Genomic DNA, 13,561 nt, shown 5'->3' with positions numbered 1-13,561 from the left:
CCGGTAAGGGCGCGGGGCGTTGCCGTAAGGCGTGTGAAGGGCCGATACAGCTTACGAGTTAGGTGACCCTAACGCACCCGCCCGGACGCACCGGAACCCGGTGCCCGGACGCACCGGAACCCGGTACCCGGACGCACCGGGAACCCGGGTGGTCACCCCACCGTTTCCCGGCTGTCAGTACCGGATGACAGGATCGACCCATGCCAGACGCGCGCGATGCCCACCCCTACGACGCCCTGCTCCTGCTCTCCTTCGGCGGCCCCGAGGGCCCGGACGACGTGATCCCGTTCCTGGAGAACGTCACCCGCGGGCGGGGCATCCCCACCGAGCGCCTGAAGGAAGTCGGCGAGCACTACTTCCTGTTCGGCGGCGTCAGCCCCATCAACGACCAGAACCGCGCCCTGCTCGACGCCCTGCGCAAGGACTTCGCCGACCACGGCCTGGATCTGCCGATCTACTGGGGCAACCGCAACTGGGCGCCGTACCTGACGGACACGCTGCGCGAGATGGTCGCCGACGGCCACCGCCGCATCCTCGTCCTCGCCACCAGCGCCTACGCCTCCTACTCGGGCTGCCGCCAGTACCGCGAGAACCTCGCCGACTCGCTGGCCGCCCTGGAGGCCGAGGGCCTTCAGCTGCTGAAGATCGACAAGCTGCGGCACTACTTCAACCACCCCGGCTTCCTGGAACCCATGATCGACGGGGTGCTCCAGTCCCTCGCCGACCTGCCCGAGGACGTCCGGGGCGGCGCCCACATCGCGTTCTCGACCCACTCGATCCCGAACGCCTCCGCCGACACCTCCGGCCCCGTCGAGGGCCATGGCGACGGCGGCGCGTACGTCGCCCAGCACCTGGACGTCGCCCGGCTGATCGCCGACGCCGTCCGCGAGCGCACCGGCGTGGACCACCCCTGGCAGCTCGTCTACCAGTCCCGCTCCGGCGCCCCGCACATCCCGTGGCTGGAGCCCGACATCTGCGACCACCTTCAGGAGCGGCACGAGGCCGGCGCCCCGGCGGTCGTGATCGCCCCCATCGGCTTCGTCTCCGACCACATGGAGGTCCTCTACGACCTCGACACGGAGGCCAAGGCCAAGGCGGAGGAGCTGGGTCTGCCGATGCGGCGCTCGGCCACCGTCGGGGACGACCCGCGCTTCGCCGCCGCGATCCGCGAGCTCGTCCTGGAGCGCGCCGCCGTGGAGCGCGCGCAGGAGGTCACGCCGTGCGCCCTCGGCGCGCTCGGCGCGAGCCACGACCTCTGCCCGGTGGGCTGCTGTCCCGCCCGCGCGCCCAGGCCCGCCGCGGCGGGCGCCGACAGCCCCTACGCATGAGGAGCCCCGTGACCGACGCCCCGCACACGGAACTGCTCACCCTGGCCCGCGAGGCGGCCCGTCGCGCGGGCGAGCTCCTGCGCGACGGCCGCCCGGCCGACCTGGCCGTCGCGGCGACCAAGTCGAGCCCGATCGACGTGGTCACCGAGATGGACATCGCGGCGGAGAAGCTGATCACGAACCTGATCTCCGAGCACCGCCCCGAGGACGGCTTCCTCGGCGAGGAGGGCGCCGCCACCGAGGGCACGAGCGGCGTCCGCTGGGTGATCGACCCCCTGGACGGCACGGTCAACTACCTCTACGGGCTGCCGACCTGGTCCGTCTCCATCGCCGCCGAGCAGGACGGCGAGACGGTGGTGGGGGTGGTGGCGGTCCCCATGCGCGGCGAGACGTTCCACGCGGTCCGCGGCGCGGGCGCCCGGGCGACCGGGTCCTGGGACGGCGAGCGCAGGCTCACCTGCCGCCCGACGGCCCCGCTCGAGCAGTCCCTGGTCTCGACCGGGTTCAACTACGTCACCGAGGTCCGCACCCACCAGGCCGACGTCGCCCGGCGGCTGATCCCGCTCCTGCGCGACATCCGGCGCGGCGGCTCGGCCGCGATCGACCTGTGCGACCTGGCCGCGGGGCGCCTGGACGGCTACTACGAGCGAGGGCTCAACGCCTGGGACTTCGCCGCGGGGGACCTGATCGCCCGGGAGGCGGGCGCGCTGACCGGTGGGCGGCCCGGGCAGCGGCCGTCACGTGACCTGACGGTGGCGGCGACACCGGGCGTCTTCGAGCCCCTCCAGCAGCTCCTGGAGGACTTCGGCGCCTGGCACGACTGACGGGGGCACGACTGACGCGGACGGCAGCGGGCCCCCGGCGCTGGATTCGCCGGGGGCCCGCTGTCGTTGCTGCAAGCCGGTCAGACGCTGGTCGCGCCGACTTCCACACCATGCTCGGCGGCGAGACGGCGCAGGTCGTCGAGCTCGCCCTGCTCCACCTCGACGAGGAAGTCGTCGCCCTCGTCACGAGCCCGCGTAAGGTCGGACTCGGTCGCCTTTATGCGCTGCAGAAGTCCTGCGGTGAATGCGTCCATGCTGCGCCCCCTCGTCCTGGGTCGTGGGTCGGTGGCACGGGGGTGTGCCGTTCGGAAGGGGCGATCACGTCTCCAGTAGGTGCCCAGCGCTGCCCGTGCCGGGCGGCGACGGTGCCGGACACCCACACCCGCTCTGCGGAAAGCGGATCGCCTCGTACCGCATGGTGGTGCGGTACAAGCAGAGCGTGATCGCGGGGTGTACATGCCGTCCTCCCCCCGCTCCTTCCGACGGAAACCTCAACCCCACGAGAAAATCTCGCATTCCCGGGCTTCACACCCGTCCTTCAGGGCCCCCTCACCCGTCTTACCGCCGACTTATGGCCGAAAAGGGCAGGATGGAGGCCAAGACACCCAACAGAGACCCCTGCCCGCGCGCGACTCGAGCGCTACGCGGGTGGACAGATGGAAGGACAAGCGACGTGCGCGTACTCGTCGTCGAGGACGAGCAACTGCTCGCCGATGCGGTGGCCACCGGACTGCGCCGGGAGGCCATGGCCGTCGACGTCGTGTACGACGGTGCGGCCGCCCTGGAGCGCATCGGCGTCAACGACTACGACGTGGTCGTCCTCGACCGCGACCTCCCGCTGGTGCACGGCGACGACGTCTGCCGCAAGATCGTCGAGCTCGGCATGCCCACGCGCGTGCTGATGCTCACGGCCTCCGGCGACGTCAGCGACCGGGTCGAGGGACTGGAGATCGGCGCCGACGACTACCTCCCCAAGCCCTTCGCCTTCAGCGAGCTGACGGCCCGCGTGCGTGCCCTGGGCCGCCGTACCAGCGTGCCGCTGCCGCCCGTCCTGGAGCGCGCCGGCATCAAGCTCGACCCCAACCGCCGCGAGGTCTTCCGGGACGGCAAGGAGGTGCAGCTCGCGCCGAAGGAGTTCGCCGTCCTGGAGGTGCTGATGCGCAGCGAGGGCGCGGTCGTCTCCGCCGAGCAGCTCCTGGAGAAGGCCTGGGACGAGAACACCGACCCGTTCACCAACGTGGTGCGGGTGACCGTCATGACGCTGCGCCGCAAGCTGGGCGAACCGCCGGTGATCGTCACCGTGCCCGGCTCCGGCTACCGGATCTGATCGACCATGGCCGCAACCCCCGCGCCTCCCCAGGCGCCCCCCAAGCCCACGTGGGACCCCCGGAGAGCGGAGCCGCCCTTCCCGTGGCTGCGCCCGACCATCCGCATAAGGCTCACGCTGCTGTACGGCGGCATGTTCCTGATCGCCGGGATCCTGCTGCTGTCGATCATCTATCTGCTGGCCGCGCAGGCGATCAACACGGGCAACGAGCCCCTGTTCAAGATCGTGAGCTTCAGGGAACTCCAGGTCAGCAGCGACAACTGCCCCGGGATCAAGCCGGGCCTCACGATCTCCGAGTTCAATGAGGCGATCAGCGCCTGCATCGACAGCCAGCGCCGGGTCGCGCTGGATGATCTCCTCAGCCGCTCCCTGCTCGCCCTGCTCGGCCTCGCGATCATCGCCTTCGCCTTCGGCTACGCCATGGCCGGCCGGGTGCTGTCGCCGCTGGGCCGGATCACCCGCACCGCACGCGCGGTGGCGGGCTCGGACCTGTCCCGCCGGATCGAGCTGGACGGCCCGGACGACGAGCTGAAGGAACTGGCCGACACCTTCGACGAGATGCTGGAGCGGCTGCAGCGCGCCTTCACCGCCCAGCAGCGCTTCGTCGGCAACGCCTCGCACGAGTTGCGAACACCGCTGGCGATCAACCGCACCCTCCTCGAGGTGCACCTCTCCGACCCGACGGCGCCGGTGGAGCTCCAGCAGCTGGGCAAGACGCTGCTGGCCACCAACGAGCGCAGCGAGCAGCTCGTGGAGGGCCTGCTGCTGCTCGCCCGCAGCGACAACCAGATCGTCGAGCGCAAACCGGTCGACCTCGCCGAGGTCGCCGAGCAGGCCGTCGACCAGGTGCACGCCGAGGCGGAGGCCAAGGGCGTGGTGATCCGCGGCGAGCAGAAGCCCGCGGTGGTCCAGGGCAACGGCGTCCTGCTGGAGCGCATCGCCCTGAACCTGGTGCAGAACGCCGTCCGGTACAACGTTCCGGAGGACGGTTGGGTCGAGGTCATCACCGATGTCCAGCACGGCCAGGCGGTCCTGGTCGTCTCGAACACCGGGCCGGTGGTGCCGGCGTACGAGATCGACAACCTCTTCGAGCCGTTCAGACGGCTGCGTACGGAGCGAACCGGCAGCGACAAGGGCGTCGGCCTCGGGCTGTCCATCGTGCGGTCCGTGGTGCGGGCGCACGGCGGGCACATCTCGGCGGAGCCGCGCGAGGGAGGTGGGCTCGTGATGCGAGTCACCTTCCCGGTCTGAGATCATGTGCGCCGACACCCGCCGCCGCACGGGGATGTTCGCTTTGAGCGGAATTTTCTCCACGCGCCGTGCGTGTTCCCGTGTGTGATCGATCACAGGGGCGAATTTCCGGCCATCTACTCTCCGTGATCATGAGGCCGGTCGGAAAGCCGGGAAAATCCGGGTTTTCGAGGGTCTTGATCACGGGAAGTACACGGTGAGACGCCTTTGAACTGCGGCATTAGGACCGTGTACGGTCCCGTTCGCCATCCAAGCCGATCACTCTTGAGGAGTTCGCTTGGGTGTCGATTGAGTAACAGACCTTGATGTGAGGCAAAATCTCCGCCTCGGGTCGGGCACAAGTCCGGCCTCTCACGCGTTACGTGCGCTGGAGACACCGCAGACACCCAGAGGGGGAGAGCGACATGGCAACGGATTACGACACCCCACGCAAGACCGACGACGACGTCGACTCGGACAGCCTTGAAGAACTGAAGGCCCGGCGGAACGACAAGTCGACGTCCGCTGTGGACGTCGACGAGTTCGAGGCCGCCGAGGGCCTGGAACTGCCCGGCGCCGACCTCTCCAATGAGGAGCTGGCCGTCCGGGTGCTGCCGAAGCAGCAGGACGAGTTCACCTGCATGAGCTGCTTCCTGGTGCACCACCGCAGCCAGCTGGCCCGGGAGAAGAACGGTCAGCCGATCTGCCGCGACTGCGACTGAGGTCGGGTCGGGCATGACTGGCTCGACCCCTCCTCGGAAGCGCCGCTTCCGCCGCGGGCGGACAGCGGACCAGGGGCCGTCCGACGGCCCGTACGGCGCGCGTGACGACGAGCGGGGCTCATCCGGTGAGGGAGCCTCGCTCGAACCGATGTCCGGAGCTGACCTCCCGGCGTCGGCCGAGGTTCCCGCGCCCGTGGCCAGGCGCAGGGTCGCGGTGATCCGGCACAGGGCCAGAGAAGGCGTCCGTAAGGGCGGCAGCGCCGCCAGGGCGGGTCTCGGGTACCTGGCCGACCGGATCATCGAGAACGCCCCGCGTATCCCCGTACGCGACCTCGCGACCCTTCGCCGACAGTTCCCGGGCCTCGGGCCCGAACAGCTCGCGGACAAACTCGTCGCGGGCGCGGCGAACGCGAGTTCCACGGTGGGCGCCGGAGTGGGCGCCGCGGCGATGCTGCCGGTGCCGCCCGCGATGCCGACCGAACTGGCCGCCGAGATCACCGGCGTGGCGGCGATCGAGATGAAGCTGATCGCCGAACTGCACGAGGTCTACGGCGTACGCCCGCCCGGCAATCTGCGTGCCCGCAGCACCGCGTATCTGTCCTCGTGGACCGAGGAGCGCGGCATCGACCCCCTGAAGCCCGTGACGGTCAACGCCGCTCTCGGCGGGCAGATGAAGCGTGAGCTGCGTCAGCAGATCATGAAGCGCATGGTGCGCAACCTGCCGAACCTGATGCCCTTCCTGGTGGGCGCCGCCGTGGGCGCGGCCATGAACCGGCGGGACACCAAGAGACTCGCCGCGCGGATCCGCGCCGACCTGCGCAGGATCCAGGTGCCGTGGGAGGAGTTGGCGCAGCTTCCGCCGCTGGAGCGCCCGGCCGAGCCGCTGCCGATGGACGACGCCGCGCGCAGCCACTGGCGCAAGGAGCTCGGGGGCGGCTGAGTCGCCCGGCACGGGCCGGTGACGGCCCGATCTTGTGTGCTAGGCCGAGGCCTTGGCGGCCCTGATCGCCTCCGCCAGGCGCTCCGGCTCACGGGTCGACAGATACAGGTACGGCGTCGGGTCCTCGGGGTCCGTGACCTCCACGCGCAGGGCCGTGGGGATGTAGGCGCGCAGCAGCAGGAAGGCCCGGGTGTCGGCCTTGTGGGTGCGCCAGGCGCGGGCCTCCTCCGGGTCCAGGACATGCGCCTCGCCCAGCGCCCGCACCGGGACCTTCGCGTCGCCCGCGATCAGCGAGTCGCCCACCACGCGAATGCGGACGGAGCCGTACGAACTGGCCATGACGGCCGCCGCCGCGGTGCCGCCGGCCAGGCCCGCGAGCATGGGCAGCGTGCCGAACGGCAGGAGGATCAGGGCCAGGGAGAGCCCGACCAGGAACGAGATCAGCCACCAGGAGCGGGGGGCCGTGAGGCGTTCTTCGAACGGGGCGGCGGAGAGCTGCATGGAGCCAAGCTTGGCACGGTGTCCGGACTGCCCCGACGCGCGGGTAAGGTCTGCGGCTGTGAGAGGTACTTCAGCAGCTCTTCAGCCTCCGGCCGACGCCGTGAAACCGGTGCGGCATCCGGATGCTCCCGCGCCCGGTGAGGTGCTAGGGGCGCACTACGGCGAGTGTTTCGGCTGTGGCGGCGAGCAGCCCCACGGGCTGCACCTGGAGGCGCGGGCGGGGGACGGTGTGAGCATCACCGCCGAGTTCACCGTGCAGCCCGCCCACCAGGGCGCGCCCGGGCTGGCGCACGGGGGTGTGCTCGCGACCGCCCTCGACGAGACCCTCGGCTCGCTCAACTGGCTGCTGCGCACCATCGCGGTGACCGGGCGGCTGGAGACCGACTTCGTGCGGCCGGTTCCGGTGGGCACGGTCCTGCACCTCGAGGCGGAGGTGACGGCGGTGGCGGGGCGCAAGATCTTCTCCCGGGCCACCGGGCGGATCGGCGGCCCCGAGGGGCCCGTCGCGGTCCGTGCCGACGCCCTCTTCATCGAGGTCAAGGTCGACCACTTCATCGACAACGGCCGCCCGCAGGAGATCCGGGCCGCCATGAGCGACCCGGACCAGGTGCGGCGTGCCCGAGCCTTCGAGGTGAACCCGTGAGCCGTGATCCCCTGAACGTGCTGATCCGGCGTGTCGATCCGGACGTACCGCTTCCGACGTACGCGCAACCCGGCGACGCGGGAGCCGATCTGCGCACCACTCGGGGCCACGAACTGAAGCCGGGGGAGCGGGCCGTCCTGCCCACCGGGGTGTCGATCGCCCTCCCGGAGGGGTACGCGGCCTTCGTGCACCCGCGTTCCGGTCTCGCCGCCCGTCTCGGTGTCGCCCTCGTGAATGCCCCGGGGACGGTTGATGCCGGGTACCGTGGGGAGATCAAGGTGATCGTGGTGAATCTCGACCCGCGTGAGAGCGTGCGGTTCGAGCGCTTCGACCGGATTGCCCAACTGGTCGTCCAGCAGGTCGAGAGGGTTCGCTTCCAGGAGGTCGCGGAGCTTCCCGATTCGGCACGGGCCGAGGGGGGCTTCGGGTCCACCGGCGGGCATGCCGCGGTGGACGGCACAAGCGATACAGACGGTCAGGCCGCCGACGGCGGCCGGGCGGGTGGGAATCGATACGCTTCGGTCGTATCCGACCGGGAAGGACAGTGACGTGTTCGGACGTCGCAAGAAGAAGGGTGCCGCCGAGGACGCGGCCGGCGAGCCCGAGCAGGTCGTCGACATCGACTCTGAGGCGGACGACGACGGCACGCATGAGCGCGTACGGCTGGAGCCGGAACCGCGGCCCGACGGCCCGTGGGACAGCTCCGAGGTCCGTGAGCCCGGCGAGGGCCGGGTGGACCTGGGAGGCATGCTCGTGCCCGGCGTCGACGGCATGGAGCTGCGCGTGGAGGTCGCGGGCGACGCGATCGTCGCGGCGACCGTCGTGCTGCGCGACAGCGCCATCCAGCTCCAGGCCTTCGCCGCGCCCAAGCGCGAGGGCATCTGGAGCGAGGTACGCGAGGAGATCGGCTCCGGGATCACCCAGCAGGGCGGCATCATCGACGAGGTCGAGGGCCCGCTCGGCTGGGAGCTGAGGGCCCAGGTGCCGGTGCAACTCCCGGACGGCACGGGCGGTTTCCAGGTCGTGCGGTTCGTCGGAGTGGACGGGCCCCGCTGGTTCCTGCGCGGTGTGATCTCGGGCCAGGGCGCCGTGCAGCCGCAGGCGGCCGGTCTGCTCGAGCAGATCTTCCGGGACACGGTCGTGGTCCGTGGCGAGGGGCCGATGGCCCCGCGCGACCCGATCGTCCTGAAGCTGCCGAACGACGCCCAGATGGTTCCGGAGGGCGTCCAGCAGGAGGAGGCCGGATCGCGCTTCTCCGGCGGCATGGGCCAGCTCCAGCGCGGACCGGAGATCACTGAGGTGCGCTGAGCACCGCGGAGACACCAGGGCCGTACCCCTCAGGGGTGCGGCCCTTTCTCGTGCGTGGACTCTTGACGGCGTATTGGTCTGTACCTACCGTCTCCGGCCAACGCGTCTGTTCATAAAGGCGCTTCACGTTCACATACGAGAACGGAAGGCCCCCCACACATGCGCAGAACCGCACTCCTCGCAGCCACGGCCGCCCTCGTCGCCGGTGTCGTCGCCTGGCCCGCCGGCGCCGCGCCCGGCACCTTCACCCACCCCGGAGTCACCGTCTCCAAGGGGCAGTTGGACTTCACCCGCGCCAAGGTCAACGCCGGCGCCCAGCCCTGGAAAGGCGCCTTCGACCAGATGATGGGGAGCAAGTACGCCGATCTGAACCGCACCCCCAAGCCCCGTGCGGTCGTCGAGTGCGGCTCCTACTCGAACCCCAACTACGGCTGCACCGACGAGCGCGAGGATGCGATGGCCGCCTACACCCAGGCCCTGGCCTGGTACATCACCCGCGACGAGCGGCACGCGAAGAAGGCCATCGCGCTGATGGACGCCTGGTCCGCGGTGATCAGGGACCACACCAACAGCAACGCGCCCCTCCAGACGGGCTGGGCCGGCTCCTCCTGGCCCAAGGCCGCCGAGATCATCAAGTACACGTACAGCGGGAGCTGGGCCAACTCCGGCCGGTTCGCCACCATGCTGCGCACCGTCTATCTGTCCGAGATCATCAACGGCTCGAACTCCAACGGCAACTGGGAGCTGTCGATGATGGAGGCCGCCGTCGGCATCTCGGTCTTGCTGGAGGACAAGGCGTCGTACGACAAGGCCATGGCAAAGTTCCGCACCCGCGCCGCCGCCTACGTCTATCTGTCCTCCGACGGCGACCTGCCCAGGACGGTGCCGAGCCAGAACCTCGACACCCGCGAGAAGATCGTCAACTACTGGCAGGGACAGGGCACCTTCGTCACCGGCCTCACCCAGGAGACCTGCCGCGACTTCACCCACACCGGCTACGGCATCTCCGCGATCTCGCACGTCGCCGAGACCAGCCGCATCCAGGGCCAGGACCTGTACGGCACCGACATCGGCGAGCGGCTGCGGCACGCGCTCGGGTTCCAGGCGAAGTACCAGCTCGGCACGGCCGCCCCGAGCTGGCTGTGCGGCGGCTCGCTCAAGCTCGGCCTCGGCCCGGTCACCGAGGTCAGCCACAACGCCCTGCGCAACCGCCTCGGCATCCCGATGACCAACACCCGGGCACTGACCGAGCGGGGCCGCCCGGCCGGCAGCAACAACCTCTTCGTGGCCTGGGAGACCCTCACGCACGGCGACAACCCCGGCTGACGAGCCCGCACGACATGACGGCGGGGAGCGTCAGAGTCGCGTCAAAGACGCCCCCGCCACCCCGCCCGGCCCCATTTGTCGCGAATATTGGCCGTAGGGTCGACGCTGAGTAGGCAGCAGTGACCGGAACACAATGGGGACCATGGGACGCGGCAGGCTTCGGATCCATCTCGGTGCGGCACCGGGCGTCGGCAAGACGTACGCGATGCTGTCCGAGGCGCACCGGCGGATCGAGCGGGGCACCGACTGCGTCGTCGCGTTCGTGGAGCACCACGACCGGCCGCGCACCGAGGTGATGCTGCACGGCCTGGAGCAGATACGGCGCAGACGGCTGGAGTACCGCGGAAGCGCCTTCACCGAGATGGACGTCGACGCCGTCCTGGCACGGCGCCCACAGGTCGCCCTCGTCGACGAACTCGCCCACACCAACGTCCCCGGCTCCCGCAACGCCAAGCGCTGGCAGGACGTGGAGGAACTGCTGGCGGCCGGGATCGACGTCATCTCGACCGTCAACATCCAGCATCTGGAGTCGCTGGGCGATGTCGTGGAGTCCATCACCGGCGTACGGCAGCAGGAGACCGTGCCGGACGAGGTGGTGCGGCGCGCCGATCAGGTCGAGCTTGTCGACATGTCGCCGCAGGCGCTGCGCCGCCGCATGGCGCACGGCAACATCTACCAGCCGGACAAGGTCGACGCGGCCCTGTCGAACTACTTCCGCCCCGGGAACCTGACCGCCCTGCGCGAGCTGGCGCTGCTGTGGGTGGCGGACCGGGTCGGCGAGTACCTCCAGCAGTACCGCAGCGATCACCGGGTCTCGAAGATCTGGGGCTCACGGGAGCGGATCGTGGTCGGGCTGACCGGCGGTCCCGAGGGGCGCACGCTGATCCGCCGGGCCGCGCGGCTCGCGGAGAAGGGCGCCGGCGGCGAGGTGCTCGCCGTCTACATCGCCCGCAGCGACGGGCTGACGTCCGCCTCGCCGAAGGAACTCGCCGTCCAGCGCACGCTCGTCGAGGACCTCGGCGGCACCTTCCACCACGTCGTCGGCGACGACATCCCGGCCGCGCTGCTGGCCTTCGCGCGCGGGGCGAACGCCACCCAGATAGTGCTCGGCTCCTCGCGCCGCCGGAGCTGGCAGTACGTCTTCGGACCCGGCGTCGGCGCCACGGTGGCCCGCGAGTCCGGCCCCGACCTCGACGTGCACATCGTCACCCACGAGGAGGCCGCCAAGGGGCGTGGACTGCCCGTGGCCCGCGGAGCGCGCCTCGGCCGGCCCCGGATCCTCGCGGGCTGGCTCGTCGGCGTCGGCGGACCGACGCTGCTCACGCTGCTGCTGACCCACGTCGACGCCGACCTCGGGCTGGCGAACGACATGCTGCTGTTCCTGACCCTGACCGTGGCGGCGGCCCTGCTCGGCGGGCTCCTCCCCGCGCTGGCCTCGGCGGCGGTCGGCTCGATGCTGCTGAACTGGTTCTTCACCCCGCCGCTGCACCGCGTCACGATCGCCGACCCCAAGAACCTGCTCGCGCTCGTCATCTTCGTCTTCGTGGCGGTGGCCGTCGCCTCCGTGGTCGACCTCGCCGCCCGCCGCACCCACCAGGCGGCCCGGCTGCGCGCCGAGTCCGAGATCCTGTCCTTCCTCGCCGGGAACGTGCTGCGCGGCGAGACCGGCCTGGAGGAACTGCTGGAGCGGGTCCGTGAGACCTTCGGCATGGAGTCGGCGGCCCTGCTGGAGCGGGCGGGCGACATCGACCCGTGGACCTGCGCGGGCAGCGTGGGCGGGGGAGCGGCACCGGCACGGCCCGAGGACGCGGACGTCGACGTACCGGTCGGCGACCACATGGCACTCGCCCTGACCGGCCGGGTGCTGCCCGCCGAGGACCGCCGGGTGCTCGCCGCCTTCGCCGCCCAGGCCGCCGTCGTCCTGGACCGCCAGCGCCTCCAGCGCGAGGCCGACCAGGCCAAGGAACTGGCCGAGGGCAACCGCATCCGCACGGCGCTGCTCGCCGCCGTCAGCCATGACCTGCGTACTCCGCTCGCGAGCATCAAGGCGTCCGTCTCCTCGCTGCGCTCCGATGACGTGGCGTGGTCCGAGGAGGACGAGGCCGAACTGCTGGAGGGCATCGAGGAGGGCGCGGACCGGCTGGACCACCTGGTCGGGAACCTGCTGGACATGTCCCGCCTCCAGACCGGCACGGTCACCCCGCTGATCAGGGAGATCGACCTCGACGAGGTGGTGCCGATGGCGCTGGGCGGGGTGCCCGAGGACAGCGTGGAACTGGACATTCCGGAGACGCTGCCCATGGTCGCCGTGGACCCCGGGCTGCTGGAGCGGTCGGTGGCCAACCTGGTCGAGAACGCCGTCAAGTACAGCCCGGACGACAGCCGGGTCCTGGTGTCCGCCAGCGCCATCGCCGAGCGGGTGGAGGTCCGGGTGGTCGACCGCGGGCCCGGCGTCCCGGACGAGGCCAAGGAGCGCATCTTCGCGCCCTTCCAGCGCTACGGCGACGCCCCGCGCGGCGCGGGAGTCGGGCTCGGCCTGGCCGTCGCCCGCGGCTTCGCCGAGGCCATGGGCGGCACCCTCAACGCCGAGGACACCCCCGGCGGAGGCCTCACCATGGTGCTCACCCTGCGGGCGGCACAATCGCGCGCGGAGCCTGTAGAAGAAGGGGGCGTGCCGGTGAGGCGCCCCGTGGAAGCAGAAAGGCAGACCCTATGACCCGGGTTCTGGTGATCGACGACGAGCCGCAGATCGTGCGCGCCCTCGTGATCAACCTCAAGGCCCGCAAGTACGAGGTCGACGCGGCCCACGACGGGGCCACCGCCCTCGAACTCGCCGCCACCCGCCACCCCGACGTGGTCGTCCTCGACCTCGGTCTGCCCGACATGGACGGCGTCGAGGTGATCCGGGGGCTGCGCGGCTGGACCCGGGTGCCGATCCTGGTGCTGTCCGCCCGGCACTCCTCCGACGAGAAGGTCGAGGCGCTGGACGCCGGCGCCGACGACTACGTCACCAAGCCCTTCGGCATGGACGAGCTGCTGGCCCGGCTGCGGGCCGCCGTCCGCCGCGCCGAACCCAACGGGGGCGGCGAGGACGACGTGATGGTGGAGACCGAGTCGTTCACCGTCGACCTCGCCGCGAAGAAGGTCAACCGGGGCGGGAAGGACGTACGGCTCACGCCCACCGAATGGCATCTGCTGGAGGTGCTGGTCCGCAACACGGGGCGCCTGGTCAGCCAGAAGCAGCTGCTGCAGGAGGTGTGGGGGCCCTCGTACGGGACGGAGACCAACTATCTGCGGGTCTACATGGCCCAACTGCGCAGAAAACTGGAGGCGGACCCGTCCCACCCCAGGCACTTCGTCACGGAGCCCGGGATGGGCTATCGGTTCGACAAGTGAGGCCCGGTACGCTTCA

Annotated in this window: 14 protein-coding genes; 12 read left to right on the top strand and 2 right to left on the bottom strand. The window is 70.8% G+C overall.

What is annotated here, in order from left to right; genetic code table 11:
* The first annotated feature begins 200 nt into the window (after nucleotides 1-200).
* The gene (locus tag IM697_RS33850; RefSeq protein ID WP_194039891.1) at nucleotides 201-1,328 is read left to right on the top strand and encodes a ferrochelatase; all 1,128 of its coding nucleotides are present in this window, start codon (nucleotides 201-203) and stop codon (nucleotides 1,326-1,328) included.
* A gap of 8 nt (nucleotides 1,329-1,336) precedes the next feature.
* Nucleotides 1,337-2,152, top strand: a complete 816-nt coding sequence (locus IM697_RS33845) for an inositol monophosphatase family protein (protein WP_194039890.1) — start codon at nucleotides 1,337-1,339, stop codon at nucleotides 2,150-2,152.
* Nucleotides 2,153-2,232: 80 nt separating this feature from the next.
* Here the strand turns inward: IM697_RS33845 and IM697_RS33840 are convergent, their stop codons facing one another.
* A complete protein-coding gene (locus IM697_RS33840; protein WP_194039889.1) occupies nucleotides 2,233-2,406 on the bottom strand; it encodes a hypothetical protein in 174 nt (57 codons plus the stop codon).
* 419 nt (nucleotides 2,407-2,825) lie between these two features.
* Between IM697_RS33840 and IM697_RS33835 the strand changes: the two genes are divergently transcribed.
* The 4 genes from IM697_RS33835 to IM697_RS33820 all read left to right on the top strand — a co-directional run bounded on the left by IM697_RS33835 (nucleotide 2,826) and on the right by IM697_RS33820 (nucleotide 6,371).
* Nucleotides 2,826-3,479 (top strand): response regulator transcription factor, encoded by a 654-nt coding sequence (locus IM697_RS33835; RefSeq protein WP_007385219.1) that lies wholly within the window; start codon nucleotides 2,826-2,828, stop codon nucleotides 3,477-3,479.
* Between the two features lie 6 nt (nucleotides 3,480-3,485).
* The gene (locus IM697_RS33830) at nucleotides 3,486-4,730 is read left to right on the top strand and encodes a sensor histidine kinase (protein ID WP_194039888.1); all 1,245 of its coding nucleotides are present in this window, start codon (nucleotides 3,486-3,488) and stop codon (nucleotides 4,728-4,730) included.
* Between the two features lie 404 nt (nucleotides 4,731-5,134).
* On the top strand, nucleotides 5,135-5,431 hold the full coding sequence (locus tag IM697_RS33825) for a DUF4193 domain-containing protein (RefSeq protein ID WP_005481602.1): 297 nt from the start codon (nucleotides 5,135-5,137) through the stop codon (nucleotides 5,429-5,431).
* Between the two features lie 13 nt (nucleotides 5,432-5,444).
* Entirely contained in the window at nucleotides 5,445-6,371 is a 927-nt protein-coding gene (locus IM697_RS33820; RefSeq protein WP_194039887.1) for a hypothetical protein, read from the top strand.
* 39 nt (nucleotides 6,372-6,410) lie between these two features.
* Here the strand turns inward: IM697_RS33820 and IM697_RS33815 are convergent, their stop codons facing one another.
* Nucleotides 6,411-6,872: a DUF3093 domain-containing protein gene (locus tag IM697_RS33815; protein ID WP_194039886.1), complete on the bottom strand. Its 462-nt coding sequence runs from the start codon at nucleotides 6,870-6,872 to the stop codon at nucleotides 6,411-6,413.
* Between the two features lie 58 nt (nucleotides 6,873-6,930).
* Here IM697_RS33815 and IM697_RS33810 point away from each other — a divergent pair, with 58 nt between their 5' ends.
* From IM697_RS33810 to IM697_RS33785, 6 genes are all read left to right on the top strand, one after another.
* The gene (locus IM697_RS33810) at nucleotides 6,931-7,515 is read left to right on the top strand and encodes a PaaI family thioesterase (RefSeq protein ID WP_194039885.1); all 585 of its coding nucleotides are present in this window, start codon (nucleotides 6,931-6,933) and stop codon (nucleotides 7,513-7,515) included.
* A complete protein-coding gene (gene dut / locus IM697_RS33805; protein WP_194039884.1) occupies nucleotides 7,512-8,063 on the top strand; it encodes a dUTP diphosphatase in 552 nt (183 codons plus the stop codon). Before IM697_RS33810 ends, dut begins: the two co-directional genes overlap by 4 nt.
* Before the next feature lies 1 nt (nucleotide 8,064).
* The gene (locus IM697_RS33800) at nucleotides 8,065-8,823 is read left to right on the top strand and encodes a DUF3710 domain-containing protein (RefSeq protein ID WP_194039883.1); all 759 of its coding nucleotides are present in this window, start codon (nucleotides 8,065-8,067) and stop codon (nucleotides 8,821-8,823) included.
* Nucleotides 8,824-8,982: 159 nt separating this feature from the next.
* Entirely contained in the window at nucleotides 8,983-10,149 is a 1,167-nt protein-coding gene (locus IM697_RS33795) for an alginate lyase family protein (RefSeq protein ID WP_194039882.1), read from the top strand.
* 142 nt (nucleotides 10,150-10,291) lie between these two features.
* Nucleotides 10,292-12,865: a sensor histidine kinase gene (locus tag IM697_RS33790; RefSeq protein WP_194039881.1), complete on the top strand. Its 2,574-nt coding sequence runs from the start codon at nucleotides 10,292-10,294 to the stop codon at nucleotides 12,863-12,865.
* Entirely contained in the window at nucleotides 12,862-13,545 is a 684-nt protein-coding gene (locus tag IM697_RS33785) for a response regulator (protein ID WP_194039880.1), read from the top strand. Before IM697_RS33790 ends, IM697_RS33785 begins: the two co-directional genes overlap by 4 nt.
* Nucleotides 13,546-13,561: the final 16 nt, after the last annotated feature.

The organism is Streptomyces ferrugineus, from assembly GCF_015160855.1.
Taxonomy (GTDB): Bacteria; Actinomycetota; Actinomycetes; order Streptomycetales; family Streptomycetaceae; genus Streptomyces; species Streptomyces ferrugineus.
Note: the sequence above shows the minus strand (reverse complement) of the source record. Positions and strands in the feature narration are given on the sequence as shown.